The sequence below is a fragment of the Microvirga solisilvae genome (genome assembly GCF_022808595.1).
Lineage (GTDB): Bacteria > Pseudomonadota > Alphaproteobacteria > Rhizobiales > Beijerinckiaceae > Microvirga > Microvirga solisilvae.
The window spans coordinates 156,394-173,276 of the sequence record NZ_JAKUCN010000001.1 but is presented as its reverse complement, the minus strand read 5'-3'; the positions used below and the strand labels follow the sequence as shown (position 1 = coordinate 173,276).

The following is a 16,883-nucleotide window of genomic DNA, read 5'->3' as shown; positions in this document are numbered from 1 at the left end:
GCATGACTCTGACGAGACGTTTGCTCCTTTTGGCGTTGATCTCCGTTTTGCCGGCGATCGTCATTTGGGCATTCACGGAAGTCTCGCTGAGGCGCGCCCGTGAGGCCGAAGTCAATGATCTCGTCATCCGGCAGGCCCATCTGGCGGCCTCGGAACTCGATCACATCTTCAACGGCATCAGCAGTCTTCTCGTGGCCATCAATGAAACGCGCTCCGTGCGCGGCTTCGATACATTCAACTGCAACAACTACCTTCGCTCGCTGCAAGAGAAGGTTCCCTACATCGCGGCCTTCGTGGTGCTCGATCTGGATGGGGCCGTACGATGCAGCAGCACCGGCCTTCTGAATTCCGACCTTCGCTTCAAGGACCGCCCTTACTTCCGTGAGACTCTCGCCAGCAACAAATTCCTGATCGGTACATATAACAGCGAGTTCCCGGAGGGCGGCATCAGCGCCCGCTCCGTTCTTCCTCTCTCCTTGCCGGTCTGGGGCTACGACGGCCAAGTGGTCGGTGTCATGGCTGCAGCTCTGGACCTCATGTGGCTTAACAACAGCCTCAAGGAGCGCGTCATTCCCAGCGGCGGATCCCTGACCATCGCCGACAGGAACGGGACGATCATTTCTCGCGAGCCCTTTCCGGATCAGTTCATATCGACGAAGATTCCAGACGCGTTCGACAAGTATTTGAGGGCTGCGGAAGCCGGAAGCTTCCGGGCGCGCAGCCAGGACGGCACGATGCGGGTCTATGGCTATATCCCCATGACCCTGCGCCCGAGGAACATCTATGTCAGCGCGGGGCTTGCGACGGATGCAGCCTTTGCCACGATCAACGAGGCGGCCCGGCGCGGCTTCATGCTGATCGCGGCAGCGCTCATCCTCGCATTGTCGCTCTCATGGCTCGCAAGCCGCGCTTTCATCACGAAGCCTTTCGACATCATGACCGGCGCCGTTCAGAACTGGCGGCACGGAGATTATCAGGCCCGCATCCATCTGCCGAAGAATTCAGGGGAATTCAGTATCCTGGCGAAAGCCTTCAACGATCTCATGGATGACGTCGCCGAACGCCAGGAAGCCCTGAAGGCCAGCGAGGAACGCGCCCGACTTGCCCTGGAGGCGGGTCATATGGGGACATGGTGGTACGATCACCGCAAACGCGTCGGCGGCTGGTCGGCCCAGGCCGCTCAGTTGCTCGGCCTGCCAATCTCGAAAGCAGCAACCAATGTCCAGCAATGGCGCTCCTTGCTACATCCGGACGACGCCGACAAGGCCATCGAGAAGCTCCGCGCAGCCGTCCTCGGCGACGGCGATTATGAGGACGAATACCGGATCAGGCGGCCCGACGGTCAGGTGCGATGGATCAGCTCCAAGGGCCGCGTCTCATTCGATGTCCGCAAGAAGCCGGTCTTTTTTGTCGGCATCATCCAGGACATCACTGAGCGCAAGCAGCTTGACGACCAACAGCGCTTCTTCCTCGATGAGTTGAACCACAGGGTCAAGAACACGCTCGCCACGGTGCAATCCATCGCCGCGCAGACTTTGCGCTCGGCCAAAAACGCAGCGCAGTTCAAGGAATCCTTCGAGGGACGGCTGCTGGCCCTCTCGATGACGCACAACCTGCTGACACTGAAATCATGGCGCGAGGCGGATCTCCACGATATCGCCGAGCAGGAACTCGCTCCCTACAAGCGCGAGGCCGATGAGAGAGTCGTCATCAATGGCCAGAAGGTGAACCTGCCGCCGCGCTATGCCATCAATCTGGGTCTCGTCCTGCACGAGCTCGTCACCAACGCGGCAAAGTATGGGGCGCTTTCCATGCCCACAGGTCGGCTTGACCTGTCATGGACAGTGATTCATGGGTCGGATAAACCGCCCACGTTACGCATCCGCTGGACCGAGTCAGGCGGCCCGCCTGTGCAGCCTCCCAAACGCCAGGGCTTCGGATCGCGCCTGATCAAGCGCAGCATCGAGGGCGAGCTGGAAGGCGATATCGTTCTCAATTTCGCCCCGACAGGCGTCGATTACGACATCTGCGTTCCCCTGCCGCAGTAGGTACAGCCATAGGAAGGAAGCGCGCCTTTCCAGCCATCGCCGGTTTTCAAACCTCAAAAGAAGGCGAGCGGATTGACGAACCACCTCTCCCGCGGGGATGCTTCTCCCCTCGCTCGGACTCATTCCTTCCAGGTCCGGCGGCAGGAGAATATGCGTGACCGGCCCCTCCCCTGTGCTGTCGATTGAAAATCTCTCCATTGGCCTTCCGGCCCTGGCTGATCGGTCGCATGCGATCAAGGATCTCTCGCTCGCCATCCAGCCGGGCGAGACGCTCTGCGTCGTGGGAGAATCCGGGTCCGGCAAATCCATGACGGCGATGGCGGCCATCGGCCTTCTGCCTCCTGCCGTGACCATTCTCTCGGGCGTGATCAAGCTCGGCGGCTTCGATCTGGTCTCCCTCGACGAAAAGGGATGGTGCGATATACGCGGGCGGGACATCGGTATGGTGTTCCAGGAGCCGATGACATCGCTCAATCCGGTCATGCGCGTCGCGGACCAGATCGCGGAGACATTTCAGGCGCATCGGCTGCTCACTCCGCAAGAGCGCTATAACCGCGCCCTGGAACTGCTTACTGAAGTCAATCTGCCGAACCCGGAACTCATCGCCCGCGCCTATCCGCACGAGCTCTCCGGCGGGCAGCGTCAGCGTGTCATGATCGCCATGGCGCTTGCGCTGGAACCCAAGCTTCTCATCGCGGACGAGCCGACCACGGCGCTCGACGTGACCACACAGGCGCAGGTGCTCAAGCTCATCGACAACCTGCGCCGCCAGAAGGGCACGGCGGTGCTCTTCATCACCCATGATTTCGGCGTCGTCGCCGAGATCGCCGACCGTGTCGCCGTGCTTCAGAACGGCGAATTGGTGGAGCAAGGTACGGTGGACGAGGTGCTGCGCAATCCCCAGCATTCCTACACCAAGCGGCTGCTTGCGGCAGTGCCCTCATTGACGCCGCCTCCGCCGAAAGAATTGCGTGACGAGCCGATCACCCTGAAGGTCGATGCGCTGACCAAAACCTACGGCGGACGCGGCTTTTTCAGAGCAAGCCGCAAGGTTCAGGCCGCCGATGCGGTGAGTTTCGACATTCGACGTGGGGAGACACTGGGACTGGTGGGTGAATCGGGTTCCGGCAAATCGACCGTCGGACGCTGCGTGCTGCGCCTGATCGAACCCGATGGCGGTCGGATCGAAATCGGCGATCTTTCCTTCGGTACGCTCTCACAGCGCGAGCTGCGTCCTCATCGACGCAAAATTCAGATGGTGTTTCAGGACCCCTTCGCCTCTCTTAATCCGAGACGACAGGTCGGCACACTTATTGCCGAAGGACCGGTCACGCAGGGCGCCGATCCTGCGACTGCCCTCGCGGAGGCGCGCATCCTGCTCGAGAAGGTGGGCCTGCCCGCCCAGGCCGCCGAGCGCTATCCGCATGAATTCTCCGGTGGCCAGCGTCAGCGCATCGGAATCGCAAGGGCGCTTGCCATGAAGCCCGATGTGCTGGTGGCGGACGAGGCAGTCTCGGCGCTCGACGTCTCGGTGCAGGCGGACATCCTCGAGCTTATCCGGGGGCTGCAGAAGGAGCTTGGCCTGTCCATTCTCTTCATCACCCACGATCTTCGCGTGGCTGCCCAGATCTGCGACCGCGTGGCTGTCATGCAAAAAGGTCGAATTGTCGAAATGGCTCAAACCGGGCAACTCTTCGCCAACCCACAGGACCCATATACCCGCCAGCTTCTGGCTGCGGTGCCGGGTAAGGCAAGAACGTTGCAGGGAGTGCAGGACCGGTGAACGATCAGATCAACCCGAATATCGCGCCGAACATGGTCTTCAGGAATCTTATCGGCGGCAAGGAGATCCCGGCCTCCGACGGCCTGCTGCTCGATGTGATCTCGCCAGTAGATGGGGCGCTCTTCGCCAAGATCGCGGCTGGCACGGCGCAGGACATCGATGCAGCCGTCAAGGCGGCCCGCTCCGCATTCGAAGGCGCCTGGGGTAAGCTGACGGCCACCGAGCGTGGGCGTCTGCTCATGAAGCTCGCAACGATTGTCGAAGCTCATGCGGACGAACTGGCGGCGCTGGAAAGCCGTGACAACGGCAAGCCCCTTCGCCAGTCCCGCGCCGATGCCATCGCGCTTGCCCGCTATTTCGAATTCTATGGCAGCGCCGCCGACAAGCTGCACGGCGACGTCATTCCCTATCTCAACACGCATTTCATCGGCGTCGAGCGCGTACCGCACGGCGTGACGGGACACATCGTTCCGTGGAACTATCCGATGCAGATCTTCGGCCGTTCCGTGGGCGCAGCTCTTGCTGCTGGCAATGCCACCGTGGTGAAACCTGCCGAGGACGCCTCGCTCACCATCCTGCGCGTGTCGCAATTCGCGCGAGAAGCGGGTTTCCCCGATGGTGCGCTCAACATTGTCACCGGTCTCGGCCGCGTGGCCGGTGCGGCGCTTGCCGCCCATCCTGACATCGATTTCCTTTCCTTCACCGGCTCTCCTGAGACCGGCACCGCCGTGCAGACGGCGGCGGCGAAGAACCATGTGGGCGTCACTCTCGAACTCGGCGGCAAGTCGGCCCAGGTGGTTTTCGACGACGCCGATCTTGAGCGCGCTCTGCCCACTCTGGTGAACGCCATCATCCAGAATGGCGGCCAGACCTGCTCGGCGGGAAGTCGCCTGCTGATCCAGCGCGGCATCTTCGACGACGTAGTGAACGCCGTCGCCGAGCGCTTCCGCGCCCTGCGCGCCGGCCATCCGGAGCGCGAGCCCGATCTCGGCCCCATGATCAACCAGGCTCAGCAACGCCGCGTGCTCGGTTATCTGGAGCGCGCCAAGAACGAGGGTCTTCGGATTTTAAGCGAAGGCGTGGTCGCCATCGATGCTCCCGCCGAAGGCTTTTACGTACCGCCGGTCTTCTTTGCACCGGTGCCGCATCAGAGCATCCTGTCTCAAGAAGAAGTCTTCGGACCTGTTCTCGTGGCTACGCCCTTCGAAGACGAAGCTGATGCTATCCGCTTGGCGAACGGCACGCCTTACGGCCTTGCAGCCGGTGTCTGGACGCGAGACGCCATGCGCTCGACCCGCGTCGGCCGCGCCATGCGCGCGGGCCAGGTTTTCGTGAATTGTTATGGCGCGGGCGGAGGCATCGAGCTGCCCTTCGGCGGCTTCGGCCGCTCGGGTCATGGTCGCGAGAAAGGCTTCGAGGGATTGATCGAATTCACGACGACGAAAACCCTCGTCATCGCTCACGGCTGAACAGCTGAAATCAGACTAAGGGGAAGACCATGAAACGCCTTGAAGGCAAGGTGGCGCTGATCACGGGCGCCGGTTCCGGATTTGGCTTCGGCATTGCGGAGACATTCGCCCGCGAAGGCGCGAAAGTCGCCGTCGTCGATATCAACGAAGCCGCCGCCAAAGCGGCTGCGGAAAAGATCGGCGCTTCGGCCATCGGCTTGGCGGCGGACGTTTCGAAAGCTCTCGACGTGAATGCCGCCGTCGCAAAGACGCTGACCGCCTTCGGCAAGCTCGACATCGTGGTCAACAATGCGGGCATCACCCACCACAACCGCTCCCTGCTGGAAGTGGAGGAAGAGGAGTTCGACCGCATTTTCGCAGTGAACGTGAAATCGATCTATCTTTTCGCCAAGGCCGCCGTGCCGCTCATGCAGAGCCAGGGCGGCGTCATTATCAATGTGGGCTCGACTGCGGGCCTGCGCCCGCGCCCCGGCCTTACCTGGTACAACAGCACCAAGGGTGCGGTGCATACCATGACCAAGTCCATGGCCGTGGAGCTGGCGCCGCAGAAGATCCGTGTCTGCGCTCTCGCGCCCGTCGCAGGGGAAACGCCGCTACTCGCCACCTTCATGGGCGAGGATACGCCGGAGCGCCGCCAGCAATTCGTGAACTCGATCCCGCTCGGCCGCTTCTCGACCCCGCAGGATATCGCCAACGCCGCGCTCTATCTCGCCTCGGATGAGGCCAGCATGATCACCGGCGTGGTGCTGGAGGTCGACGGCGGGCGCTGCATCTGACGAAAATAAGCGGGAAAAACAGATAAGGAAGATCTTCCATCCGGCGTCACACTGCGTAAGCTATAGGCATCCGCGACCCTTCGCTCCTCACACCGGATGGAGATCCGCCCCATGTCGAAGCGTTTTCTGGCCGCCGCCCTGCTCCTCTCTGTCAGCGCTCTTCCGGCTCTTGCCGCCCAAACCTCCCTGGTCGTCGGCATGCCCATCGAGCCGCCGGGCCTCGACCCGACGATCGCGGCGCCCGTCGCCATCCGCGAAGTCACGCTGGCCAATCTCTACGAAGGCCTTGTTCGCATCGACCGGAACGGCAAGGTGCAGCCGCTGCTCGCGGAAAGCTGGGAGATTTCCCCCGATGGTCTCACCTATACCTTCCGCCTGCAGGAAGGCGTGAAGTTTCACGACGGCAGCACCTTCGATTCCACGGACGTGAAGTTCGCCTTTGACCGCGCCCGCGATCCGAAATCGACGAACGCGCAGAAGCAGATCTTCGCGCCTATCGATTCCATCGAGACGCCCGATCCCGCCACTGTCGTAATCAAGTTGAAGGAAACCTCGGGCAACTTCCTCACCTATCTCGGCTGGGGCGATGCAGTGATCGTCGCGCCGGAAACGGCTGCCGGCAACGCTGCAAACCCTGTGGGCACAGGGCCCTTCAAGTTCAAGTCCTGGACGCGTGGCGACAGGGTGGAACTCATCAAGAACCCTGATTACTGGCAGAAGGACAAGGTGAAGCTCGAAAACGTCACCTTCCGCTTCATCAGTGACTCGCAGGCGCAGGTCGCGGCGGTGCGTGCGGGCGATGTGGATGCCTTCCCGAACCTCGCAGCGCCCGAACTCTTCGCGGAATTCCAGAAGGACTCCCGGTTCAAGGCTGTCGCCGGCAATACCGAGGGCGAAACGGTTGCGGGTCTCAACAGTGCCAAGAAACCGTTCGACGATGTGCGCGTGCGTCGCGCGCTCATGCATGCCATCGACCGCAAGGCGCTGATCGAGGGCGCCTATTCCGGCTTCGGCACGCCCATCGGCAGTTTCTTCTCGCCGAACAATCCCGCCTATGTGGATACGACGAGCGTCATCCCTTACGACCCGGCGAAAGCCAAGGCTCTGCTCGCGGAAGCAGGCCACGGCAACGGCCTGTCCATCACCATCAAGACGCCACAGATGGCTTATGCGAGCCGGTCGGCCGAGTTGATGTCAGCCATGTTCGCGGAAGTGGGCGTGGAGCTGAAGATCATTCCCACTGAGTTCCCGGCGAAGTGGATCGAAGAGGTCTTCAAGGCGAAGGATTACGACGTCACCATCGTCTCCCATACGGAGCCGCTCGACATCGATATCTTCGCCCGAGACAACTACTACTTCAATTACAAGAACGACAAGTTCAAGGCGCTGATTGCGGACGCCGCCAAGACCACGGATGAGAAGGCGCGCTTCGCGAAATATGCCGAAGCGCAGAAGATCCTCGCCGAGGACGTGCCCGCTCTCTTCCTGTTCCAGCTGCCGAAGCTCGGCGTGTGGAACGCGAAGGTGCAGGGCATGTGGGAAAACTCGCCGATCCCGATCAACGACGTGACGGAAGTGTCGTGGACGGAGTAACGCAAAAGCGGATCGCGTTTGGCGGGATAGAAGTGACGGTTCCGCCGCCGTGGCATGACATCACTGACGAGGTCGAAGTTGACAATGCTCCCTACACTCTCGCGGACTCTGAGGGTGTAGGGGCATTGCAATTTTCCATCGCCCTCTATGAAGGAGGAGCGGTTCCTGATCCTTCCCAGGAAAAGCTGAGGGACATGGCGCTAAAGTTCGGGGAAGACCGGAATCTAGGCGACCCATTCGAGGAATCTCTCTTCACTCATGAAGCCCTGCGTGGGGCAGGCATGAACTACCAATGGGGAGACGATTTCATTCGAGTCTGGTACGTATCGGATGGAAGGAGCTTTGCCTTCGTCACCTATTGCTGCGAGTGGGAACATCAGCGCCGTGAAGTTTCCCTTTGCGAAGACATTGTAAAATCCCTCCGCTTCGTGCCACGCTGACATCATGCTGCGCCTCGTCATTTCCCGGCTGGCTTCGCTTGCCATCACTTTGCTCTGCGTCTCGCTGGCGATCTTCCTGATCCTGGAAGTGCTGCCGGGCGACCCGGCAGCGATCATGCTGGGAACGTCCGCGCGGGAGGATACGCTCGCGGCTTTGCGGCAGGAAATGGGGCTCGATCAACCTGCGCTGCTTCGCTATCTCGACTGGATCGGCGGGCTACTGCATGGGGACCTCGGACAGTCGATCACCTATAAGATGCCGGTCTCGACGCTTGTCGCCGAGCGCATGAACGTGACGCTGCCGCTGAGTCTTCTCGCCATTCTCATCTCCACCGCGCTCGCCCTGCCTCTCGGCGTCGCCGCGGCAGCAAAGCGCGATGGGCTTGTGGACCGCGCCGTGCTTGTGTTCAGCCAGATGGGCGTTGCGGTGCCGAATTTCTGGATCGGGCTTCTGTTCATTCTCTTCTTCTCAACATGGCTCGGTTGGTTTCCTGCCGGTGGCTTTCCCGGTTGGAGCGCGGGCTTCTGGCCCGCTTTTCAGGCGCTGCTGCTCCCTGCCGTCGCGCTCGCCCTTCCTCAGGCCGCCGTTCTTACCCGTGTGACGCGCTCGGCGACGCTGGAAGTCATCGGCGCAGATTTCGTGCGCACGGCGCGCGCGAAGGGCGTGGACAAAGGCGCGACCCTGCGCCGTCATGTGGTGCCGAACGCGCTCATTCCCGTCACTACGATCTTGGGATTGCAGCTTTCCTTCTTCTTCGGCGGAGCGATCCTGGTCGAGAACGTGTTCAACCTGCCGGGCCTCGGACGCCTTGCCTATCAGGCGCTGAACCAGCGCGACCTCGTAGTCATCAAGGACATCGTGCTGATCTTCTCCGGCCTTGTGATCGTCGTGAACTTCCTGGTCGATATAGGCTACACGATCCTCGATCCGCGCCTGAGGAGCCGCGCATGACAAAACGGTCCTCCATCCGCTGGAATGCGGCTCTCGTCATCGGCGGCATCCTCACGGCCATCCTGATCGCCACGGCCCTTCTCTCGCTTGTCTGGACGCCGGAAGTGCCAACCCGCGTGCGCATCGCCATGCGCCTCAAGGCTCCCTTGGAAGTGGGCCTTCTCGGCACGGATCATTTCGGGCGGGACGTGTTGTCGCTTCTCATGGTGGGAGCGTGGAACTCGCTTGCGATCGCATGGCCTGCGGTTCTGCTGGGGGCTGCCATCGGCACGGCCATCGGCTGCGCGGCAGCAGCGTGGAAGGGGATCGCGGACGAGATCGCCATGCGCGTATCGGACGTGGTCTTTGCCTTTCCCGCCGTCCTCTCCGCCATCATGATCGGCGCGCTCGTGGGCTCAGGCCCGCTCGCCGCCATCCTTGCCATCGCCGTGTTCAACGTGCCCGTCTTCGCCCGCGTCACGCGCGGCGTGGCGATGCAGGTCTGGTCACTCGACTACATCGCTGCAGCGCGTGCCATCGGCAAGCACCCGCTGCGGATCACGCTGGAAGACGTGATGCCCAATATCGCAGGCGCGCTGATCGTGCAGGTCACGATCCAGCTTGCACTTGCGATCCTCACCGAGGCAGGCCTGAGCTATCTCGGCCTCGGGGTGCGTCCGCCGAACCCGAGCTGGGGCCGCATGCTCAGCGATGCGCAGACATACCTCTCGCAAGCCCCGCATCTCGCCATCGCGCCGGGCATTGCCATCGCACTCTCGGTGCTGGGCTTGAACCTCTTGGGCGACGGCCTGCGCGATGCGTTGGATCCTACGCTGAAGGCACGTGGCGCGACCGCTTAAGCGGCCTGGCTCATGGCCTTCTGCACATCCGCGAGGATCTCGTAGGAACGCACCCGCGCAGCATGATCGTATATGGCCGATGCCACGATCAACTCGTCCGCTCCGGTCTGCTCGATGAAGCCTTCGAGCCCTTCGCGCACGGTAGCCGCCGAGCCGACGAACGAGCAGGCGAGCATGCTGGAAGCCTGGGCCTTCTCGGCGGGTGTCCAATAGGTCTCGATATCGTCGATGGGTGGTTGAAGCTTGCCGCGCGTGCCGCGGAACATGTTGGTGAAGGCCTGCTGCGCCGAGGTGAAGAGACGCTTCGCCTCCTCGTCCGTATCGGCGGCGATCACGTTCACGCCCACCATCGCATACGGCTTGTCGAGCTGGGCGGAAGGCTGGAAGCGCTCACGATAAACCTGTAACGCCTGGAAGAGCGCATTCGGTGCGAAATGCGAAGCAAAGGCGTAAGGCAGGCCGAGCATAGCCGCCAGCTGCGCGCCAAAGAGACTGGAGCCGAGAATCCAGATCGGCACATTGCTGTTCGTGCCCGGCACGGCCTGGATCGTCTGTCCCGGCTGCAATGGCCCGAGCAGCGCCTGCAATTCCAGCACGTCCTGCAGGAAAGTGTCGGCACTCGTGGGGTCCCGGCGCAATGCCAGCATGGTGCGTTGGTCGGTACCGGGAGCGCGGCCAACGCCGAGATCGATACGGCCCGGGAATAGGGCATCGAGAGTGCCGAACTGCTCGGCGATGACGAGCGGCGAATGGTTCGGCAGCATGATGCCGCCCGCGCCGACGCGGATCGTCTTCGTGCCGCCCGCCACATGAGCGATGGCGACGCTCGTCGCGGCGCTTGCGATGCCGATCATGTTGTGATGCTCGGCGAGCCAGAAGCGATGATAGCCTAGCGCCTCCGCGTGACGGGCGAGATCGAGCGAATTGCGCAGGGCATCGGAGGCGGTGGAGCCTTCCGTGATATGCGCAAGGTCGAGAATGGACAGCGGGGGCATGGGCGAACTCTCGTCGAAGGCTACATGATGGTCCGGCTTCACATCAGCACTCCGCACCCGCGATGCAAGCCCCCAAGCCCCTCGCCTGAAGCGTAGCAGGTCTGCATGAGAAAGCCCGGCGCTTGCCGCGCCGGGCTTCAAGGCGAGAGATATGCCTCAGCCAGAGGTTTAGAAATCTAAGGTTCGACGATGATTTCGCCTTTCATGTTGGGATGATAGCGGCAGATATAGTCGAACCTGCCCGGAGATTGGGCGACAATCCGCCCGCTTCGCCCCGGACCCATGACGACCTCCCATGCCTTGTTCGCGACTGTTGCCGTGTGGGCGACGATGTCCTGGTTGTCCCATTCGATCTGATCGCCGATATGCACCCTTACCTGCGCGGGATCATAGCTTGCCGCCTTGATGACGATGCGGTGGCTTTGGCCAGCAGCAAGCCCTCCCCCCACAGTCAAGCCGAGGGCAGCCAAGGCCAGGAAGATGCCCGTGAAGTTTTCCCTTGCCATGGTCACCTCAGGGACGAGGAACTGCTTGGGAGCTGGGTGACGAGGTGCTCGGCATGCTGCTGATGCCCCTGGAAAATCTTGAGCCCGGTGGAGAGAAGATCCTTCAGCTCGCCATTGGTAGCCGACGGGATGAGCGTACTCTGCAAAGCGGCGTTGACCTGCTGATGATAGGCAACCTCGTTCTGAGCATAGGCCTTGTCGAATGCTGCCCCTTTCAGGGCACTCAACTCTTTCTGCTTGGCTTGCGCCTGCTGCATCAGCGAGCGGCTGGTGTCGTTGTCCTCAGGCTTGACGTTCAGCTTCTTCACGAGGGCCAAGGCCTTCTCGTTGACCGCCTTATGATCGCGGATCATGTCGTTGGCGAAGGCACGGACATCTTTGTTCTTGGAATTCTTCAACGCCATTTCAGCGACCTGAATATCGATTTGGCCCGCCGTGTAGGCAATATGCGCAATCTGGGGGTCGGTGGGCTTCGCCGGTGCCTGGGCGAACACGCTTTGCGAGGCAAGGCAGAGGCCGGCGCTCAGCAGGGCGATATGGAGCCTGGTCATGTGCTTCTCCTATGGCAGATCGGATGAGATCGCACCGGTTTGCGGCGCAGAAAACATCCACTCCCATGGGATGGCGGGGGGCGAGCTGAGGTTCCCGCGTCTAGAGTTTCGACAATCTTTGCATCACCTGATCGGAAATCCGCGCGCAGCGCAGGCCATCGAAGGGAAACGCATCCTTCATGGTACAGACAAGCTCGGCATCGAGAGCATGCCGTAGCAACCGGCGGGCTCTGTGCAGGCGGGTCTTGACGGTTGCCGGCTTGATCCCGAGCTGAGCCGCTGTTTCCTCGATGCTCATCTCCTCGATCTCACGCATCATGAAGACGGAGCGGAATTCCTGCGGCAGCGCGTCGACAGCATGTTCGAGCAATCGCCGCAGCTGGGCACGACCAGCATCAGCTTCCGGATCGCTCGGGTCCGGCGCACCTGGAAAGATCAACACCTTGGATTGTCCTTCCTGAGGTTGATCCAGAATACTGAGATCCACGAGATCACGCTCTCTTCTGAGACGCCCGAGCGATTCATTGATCACGATGCGGGTCATCCAGGTCGACAGGCGGGATTCGCCCTTGAACTCACTCAAGTGTGCGAAGGCGCGCACATAGGCCTCCTGCAGCACATCCTCTGCATCCGCATCACTCCCGACAATCCCACGCGCGACCCTGTAGAGACGTCGGTTATGACGCTGCATGATGGTCCGGAAAGCCTGAGGCGCACCTGCCAAGGCATGCGCCACCAGATCCGCCTCATCCAGGGTGGCATAATCGGCAATGGCTTTGAGCTTCGTGATCATTCGAACCAGCCTTCCGATCATGGGATGATACCACGCTTCGAAAGGTTCCCAATGCTAGGCAGCTCCGTAACAGCCCTGATTGGACAAAGTATCGGCCTGAAGGCTATGCCCTGCTATCGGCGTCAGATACGCCCCAGGAGATCGATATGAGTGATGTGGTTGTGAGAGACAGCAATGGAGCCGTCCTCAACGAGGGCGATTCCGTCCAGGTCATCAAGGACCTGAAGGTGAAAGGCTCGTCCACCACCCTGAAGCGGGGTACCGTGTTCAAGAACATCCACCTGACGGACGATGCGGGCGAGATCGAGTGCCGCTCGGCTCAGATCAAAGGCCTGGTGCTCAAGACTGAGTTCGTGAAGAAGGTCTAATGCCTCTAAAAGGCCTTCGCCCTCAATAATGCGGCGGCGGAGGCTCAGGCGCGCGGGGGCCGGATGAGTTATCCTCGACCTCCTGCACACGGTCGAGAAGCTCGTTGAGCTGGCGCCTGAGCGAGTCGAGCTTCTTCCATTGGTCGATGACAGTCTGGTTCAGATCCTCGATAACCTGCTCCTGATAGGCGACACGCACCTCCAGGGCTTCCAGGCGGGAATTCGCGGATTCAGGATCACTCATCGCTCACAAGGCTCCTGTCCTCCGGGCGTTCGACCAAACCGTGACCGAGGGACACGCGCTCATCGAACACGAAGCAGCCGCCATTCCATCGGCTCTCTTCTTCCGGCACGTCCTCCAGATATTGCAGGATGCCCCCCTTGAGGTGATAGACCTCCTCGAAGCCCTGGCTCAGCATGAAGGAGCTGGCTTTCTCGCAGCGGATGCCGCCGGTGCAGAACATGGCGACCCGTTTGTGCTTGGTCGGATTCAGTTCACTCGCCACGAATTCCTTGAACTCGCTGAACTTCTTGATGCGCGGATCGATGGCACCCTCGAAAGTGCCCATCTCCACCTCGAAGTCGTTGCGGGTATCGAGCAGGATCACGTCCGGGCTCTCGATGAGCTTGTTCCACTCCGCCGCCGAAACATAGGTGCCGACCTTCTTCGTCGGGTCCGTCTGCGGATCGCCGAGGGTGACGATCTCCTTTTTCAGGCGCACCTTCATCTTGCCGAAAGGCATCTCGGAGGCATTCGAGAACTTCAGCTCCAGATTGTCGAGTCGGCCACGGAAGAGCACCCCCTGCCTCAGTTCGGCGATGAGGGCGTCGATGCCCTTCTCCGTTCCCGCCACGGTGCCATTGATCCCTTCCTGGGCAAGCAGGAGCGTGCCCTTGACCCCGAGCTCGGAGCAGATGGCGTGGAGCGGATCGCGGATCTCCCGGAAGTCGGGGAGCGACACGAACTGATAGAGAGCGGCAACCTTGTAAGTCATGGCCGCTCTTTACCAGCAGGCGGCTCATCCGAAAACCCGCCGCGACGATCCATGGTGTCGCTTCAGCTCAAAACTTTGGCCAAGCTCTCACATCCGGACACATCCTCTCCCATGCCTGGGAGAGGCGCAGCACCCCGAGATCATCGAAACGACGGCCGATGACCTGGAGGCCGATGGGCAGTCCCGCTTTCGTAAAGCCTGCATTGACCGAGGCCGCCGGCTGGTCCGACATGTTGAAGGCCACCGTATAGCCGATATGCTCGAAAGGCCGCTCGGGATCGTGGATCGGAGAAGCGAGCTCCGCCTCATAGGCTACGTTGGGAGCCACCGGCGAGAGCACGAAATCAAACTGATGCGTCGCGGTAATGGCCGCGTGGCGCATCACCAGCATCTGGTTCATACCGTTATAAACCTGAGCGCCTGTCAGGGACTTCCCGCCTTCGGCCCAGTGCAGGATGTAGGGCAGAACCCGTGCGCGCTCCTCATCTCCAAGAGGGCCGATATCCATCCAGGCCCGCTGACGCCAGAAATCGTCGAGCCCGTCGAGCATCTCACGGGTGATAAAGGGCTTCACCTCCTCGATCGTCGCTCCCGCATGCTCGAAGAGCTTCGCAGCCTTCTCGACGGCATCGCGGATCTCCGGATCGAGGCTCAAGCCGACGCCGGCCTCCATCATCAGGCCGATCTTCAGGCCTCTGAGGTCGATGTTGAGATCGAGCCAGGGAATATCCTGATACGGCAGGCTCATCGGATCGCGCATGTCAGGCCGCGTGAGGCTCGTCATCATCAGGGCGGCATCACGGACCGTCCGCGTCATCGGTCCGGCCACACGACCGTAATAGGTGGGGTCGATGGGAATGCGCCCGAAGCTGGGCTTCAGGCCGAACACGCCGCACCAAGCCGCTGGGAGGCGGATGGAGCCACCGATATCCGTGCCAATGTGGAAAGGGCCATAGCCTGCCGCCGCAGCAGCTCCCGCGCCTGCGGAACTGCCGCCGGGGTTCTTCGACGGGTCCCATGGATTGCGGGCGAGTGGATGAAAACTCGACAGCCCTGAGGAGAGCATGCCGTAATCGGGCATCGTCGTCTTCGCGAGAATGACGACCCCATCCTCCCGCAGGCGAGCGGCGGATGGCGCATCATCCGCTGCCGGCGTGAGCGGGCGGGCAGCGGTCCCCAGCGGCACCGGCGTACCTTTGGTGGCGATGTTTTCCTTGATGGTTGCGGGGATTCCATCGAGCGCCTTCGCCTCGCCCTTCATCCAGCGCTGCTCGGACTCGCGCGCGGCAGCCAATGCGGAGCCGGGATCATAAGCGTAGAGCGCCTGGAGGCGGGGTTCGTAAGACTCGATGCGTGCCGTTACGGACTTGATGACATCGACGGGCGAGATGGTCCTGCGAGCGTAACCCTCTAGGAGATCAAAACCGGACCAATCGGCTAGATCCGCAGATGATGGGGAGGAGGATTGCGTGCTCACGGGAACGGCCTCGATGCAACATGGATTCGTATCTTTCCATGCTGCGCCATCCCTCCTCTTACGTAAATGGGGGTAGCCCCAAAGCTGGGCCCTGAGGGCTGTCAAGCGAGAGAAGCGGGGTGGCCAATACCCCTTTAAAATTCCTCTACTTATGAAGAGGTCGACAAAACTTCTTTGAACAAACCGTGTTTAAAGGCATGGCTGAAGCGGGAAGTCTGTTTACAACAACAGAGAGTGGAATTGACCACCTGAAGTTGCGCGAGCATCTTCTACATAGATCCTACCCATTTCGGGACAGGGCATCCGCAGAGATCGGTTTACCTTGCCATGCAGCATGGTTCTAAGGCGATCAAGCACCGAACGAACCGGCTCCTCGCCGCTCTCGCGCCTGAGGATTTTGCACTTCTCGAACCGTATCTGGAAATCGTGGAATTGCCTAAAGGTAGGGTCGTCTATGAGGTAGGCGCTCCGATTACGCATACTTACTTTCCTCACGACACGATCGTCTCTTTGACGACGATCCTGGAGGATGGCGGAGCGGTCGAGATGGCCGCCTTCGGCCGGGAGGCGATGTTCGGTTTCGTCAGCGCCATCATGACCCGCAGATCGTTCGGGCGTTATGTCACACAGTTCTCGGGCACAGCTTCGCGGATTCCCGTCGAGAAACTAAACGAACTGACTTACGACCGACCCAAGGTTCGTGAACTGACCCAGCGCTTCACTGAAGCGCTGATGGCGCAGACATTGCAGACGGTAGCCTGCAATGCCGTACATAGCGTAGAAGCCCGTTGTTCCCGTTGGATCCTGAGCACACGCGATCGCGTCGATCACGATGCTCTTCCCCTCACCCACGAGACATTGGCCGAGATGCTGGGTGTGCAGCGCTCCACTGTCAGCAGCGTCACGCGAGCCCTTCAGATCGAAGGCTTGATTAAACAAGGACGTGGCGTGATCACGATCACGGATCGCTCAGGCCTCGAGGAAATGTCCTGCGACTGCTACCGGATCATCCGCACCAGCTTTGAGCGTTTGCTGCCCGGCACCCATTCTAAGTTCGGCAGCAAGGGCTGAGCACCGCTCGCTTCCATCTAAAAAAAAGCAGGAACGGCAGCAGCTCCGCCTTTCGAGGTAGATGCAAATTCTTTTTGCAGCTCTGTCGGGTACCCAACAGACGGAGTAACCCTACGTCAGTAACGTCAGGGTGTTAACGCAAGGTTAATACGAGGCGGCGAATGGACGATACTGGATTTCGTAACAGCAAAGTCCCTGGCACCCAAGACAAGCCCAGGCTCTACTCC

17 protein-coding genes are annotated in these 16,883 nt (G+C 61.0%); 10 read left to right on the top strand and 7 right to left on the bottom strand.

The features are described from left to right. The first annotated feature begins 2 nt into the window (after window positions 1-2). From MJ639_RS00890 to MJ639_RS00855, 8 genes are all read left to right on the top strand, one after another. Entirely contained in the window at window positions 3-2,048 is a 2,046-nt protein-coding gene (locus tag MJ639_RS00890) for a sensor histidine kinase (protein WP_243367845.1), read from the top strand. Between the two features lie 154 nt (window positions 2,049-2,202). Continuing rightward, window positions 2,203-3,831 (top strand): ABC transporter ATP-binding protein, encoded by a 1,629-nt coding sequence (locus MJ639_RS00885; protein ID WP_243367842.1) that lies wholly within the window; start codon window positions 2,203-2,205, stop codon window positions 3,829-3,831. Beyond that, window positions 3,828-5,300, top strand: coding sequence for an aldehyde dehydrogenase family protein (locus MJ639_RS00880; RefSeq protein ID WP_423790735.1), 1,473 nt, complete (start codon window positions 3,828-3,830; stop codon window positions 5,298-5,300). Before MJ639_RS00885 ends, MJ639_RS00880 begins: the two co-directional genes overlap by 4 nt. A gap of 29 nt (window positions 5,301-5,329) precedes the next feature. Further along, a complete protein-coding gene (locus MJ639_RS00875) occupies window positions 5,330-6,076 on the top strand; it encodes an SDR family oxidoreductase (RefSeq protein ID WP_243367840.1) in 747 nt (248 codons plus the stop codon). A 111-nt stretch (window positions 6,077-6,187) separates the two neighbouring features. After that, window positions 6,188-7,669 (top strand): ABC transporter substrate-binding protein, encoded by a 1,482-nt coding sequence (locus tag MJ639_RS00870; RefSeq protein WP_243367838.1) that lies wholly within the window; start codon window positions 6,188-6,190, stop codon window positions 7,667-7,669. Continuing rightward, complete coding sequence (locus MJ639_RS00865; RefSeq protein WP_243367836.1) at window positions 7,657-8,109, top strand: hypothetical protein; 453 nt, start codon at window positions 7,657-7,659, stop codon at window positions 8,107-8,109. Before MJ639_RS00870 ends, MJ639_RS00865 begins: the two co-directional genes overlap by 13 nt. Window positions 8,110-8,113: 4 nt before the next feature. After that, entirely contained in the window at window positions 8,114-9,061 is a 948-nt protein-coding gene (locus tag MJ639_RS00860) for an ABC transporter permease (RefSeq protein WP_243367834.1), read from the top strand. After that, window positions 9,058-9,900, top strand: coding sequence for an ABC transporter permease (locus MJ639_RS00855; protein ID WP_243367832.1), 843 nt, complete (start codon window positions 9,058-9,060; stop codon window positions 9,898-9,900). Before MJ639_RS00860 ends, MJ639_RS00855 begins: the two co-directional genes overlap by 4 nt. Here MJ639_RS00855 and MJ639_RS00850 read toward each other — a convergent pair. From MJ639_RS00850 to MJ639_RS00835, 4 genes are all read right to left on the bottom strand, one after another. Further along, a complete protein-coding gene (locus MJ639_RS00850) occupies window positions 9,897-10,895 on the bottom strand; it encodes an LLM class flavin-dependent oxidoreductase (RefSeq protein ID WP_243367825.1) in 999 nt (332 codons plus the stop codon). The genes MJ639_RS00855 and MJ639_RS00850 overlap by 4 nt on opposite strands. Before the next feature lie 176 nt (window positions 10,896-11,071). Then, a complete protein-coding gene (locus MJ639_RS00845) occupies window positions 11,072-11,401 on the bottom strand; it encodes a cupredoxin domain-containing protein (RefSeq protein WP_243367823.1) in 330 nt (109 codons plus the stop codon). Between the two features lie 2 nt (window positions 11,402-11,403). Next, window positions 11,404-11,952 (bottom strand): DUF4142 domain-containing protein, encoded by a 549-nt coding sequence (locus tag MJ639_RS00840; protein WP_243367821.1) that lies wholly within the window; start codon window positions 11,950-11,952, stop codon window positions 11,404-11,406. Window positions 11,953-12,052: 100 nt separating this feature from the next. After that, complete coding sequence (locus MJ639_RS00835) at window positions 12,053-12,745, bottom strand: RNA polymerase sigma factor (RefSeq protein ID WP_243367819.1); 693 nt, start codon at window positions 12,743-12,745, stop codon at window positions 12,053-12,055. A 146-nt stretch (window positions 12,746-12,891) separates the two neighbouring features. On the opposite strand from MJ639_RS00835, the gene MJ639_RS00830 reads away from it, so the two are divergent. Beyond that, entirely contained in the window at window positions 12,892-13,113 is a 222-nt protein-coding gene (locus MJ639_RS00830) for an alkylphosphonate utilization protein (protein WP_243367817.1), read from the top strand. A 22-nt stretch (window positions 13,114-13,135) separates the two neighbouring features. Here the strand turns inward: MJ639_RS00830 and MJ639_RS00825 are convergent, their stop codons facing one another. From MJ639_RS00825 to MJ639_RS00815, 3 genes are all read right to left on the bottom strand, one after another. Beyond that, on the bottom strand, window positions 13,136-13,357 hold the full coding sequence (locus tag MJ639_RS00825) for a SlyX family protein (RefSeq protein ID WP_243367815.1): 222 nt from the start codon (window positions 13,355-13,357) through the stop codon (window positions 13,136-13,138). Beyond that, entirely contained in the window at window positions 13,350-14,108 is a 759-nt protein-coding gene (trhO, locus tag MJ639_RS00820) for an oxygen-dependent tRNA uridine(34) hydroxylase TrhO (protein WP_243367813.1), read from the bottom strand. Before trhO ends, MJ639_RS00825 begins: the two co-directional genes overlap by 8 nt. Before the next feature lie 67 nt (window positions 14,109-14,175). After that, window positions 14,176-15,585, bottom strand: coding sequence for an amidase (locus MJ639_RS00815; protein WP_243367811.1), 1,410 nt, complete (start codon window positions 15,583-15,585; stop codon window positions 14,176-14,178). Window positions 15,586-15,912: 327 nt separating this feature from the next. Here MJ639_RS00815 and MJ639_RS00810 point away from each other — a divergent pair, with 327 nt between their 5' ends. Continuing rightward, window positions 15,913-16,656: a Crp/Fnr family transcriptional regulator gene (locus tag MJ639_RS00810; protein ID WP_243367809.1), complete on the top strand. Its 744-nt coding sequence runs from the start codon at window positions 15,913-15,915 to the stop codon at window positions 16,654-16,656. Window positions 16,657-16,883: the final 227 nt, after the last annotated feature.

Excerpts from the sequence above, each read along its gene's own strand:
- MJ639_RS00835 (WP_243367819.1), bottom strand. The coding sequence starts at position 12,745 with ATGATCACGAAGCTCAAAGCCATTGCCGATTATGCCACCCTGGATGAG.
- trhO (WP_243367813.1), bottom strand. The coding sequence starts at position 14,108 with ATGACTTACAAGGTTGCCGCTCTCTATCAGTTCGTGTCGCTCCCCGAC.
- MJ639_RS00890 (WP_243367845.1), top strand. The coding sequence starts at position 3 with ATGACTCTGACGAGACGTTTGCTCCTTTTGGCGTTGATCTCCGTTTTG.
- MJ639_RS00810 (WP_243367809.1), top strand. The coding sequence starts at position 15,913 with ATGCAGCATGGTTCTAAGGCGATCAAGCACCGAACGAACCGGCTCCTC.
- MJ639_RS00875 (WP_243367840.1), top strand. The coding sequence starts at position 5,330 with ATGAAACGCCTTGAAGGCAAGGTGGCGCTGATCACGGGCGCCGGTTCC.
- MJ639_RS00850 (WP_243367825.1), bottom strand. The coding sequence starts at position 10,895 with ATGCCCCCGCTGTCCATTCTCGACCTTGCGCATATCACGGAAGGCTCC.
- MJ639_RS00830 (WP_243367817.1), top strand. The coding sequence starts at position 12,892 with ATGAGTGATGTGGTTGTGAGAGACAGCAATGGAGCCGTCCTCAACGAG.
- MJ639_RS00855 (WP_243367832.1), top strand. The coding sequence starts at position 9,058 with ATGACAAAACGGTCCTCCATCCGCTGGAATGCGGCTCTCGTCATCGGC.
- MJ639_RS00860 (WP_243367834.1), top strand. The coding sequence starts at position 8,114 with ATGCTGCGCCTCGTCATTTCCCGGCTGGCTTCGCTTGCCATCACTTTG.
- MJ639_RS00870 (WP_243367838.1), top strand. The coding sequence starts at position 6,188 with ATGTCGAAGCGTTTTCTGGCCGCCGCCCTGCTCCTCTCTGTCAGCGCT.
- MJ639_RS00825 (WP_243367815.1), bottom strand. The coding sequence starts at position 13,357 with ATGAGTGATCCTGAATCCGCGAATTCCCGCCTGGAAGCCCTGGAGGTG.
- MJ639_RS00845 (WP_243367823.1), bottom strand. The coding sequence starts at position 11,401 with ATGGCAAGGGAAAACTTCACGGGCATCTTCCTGGCCTTGGCTGCCCTC.
- MJ639_RS00840 (WP_243367821.1), bottom strand. The coding sequence starts at position 11,952 with ATGACCAGGCTCCATATCGCCCTGCTGAGCGCCGGCCTCTGCCTTGCC.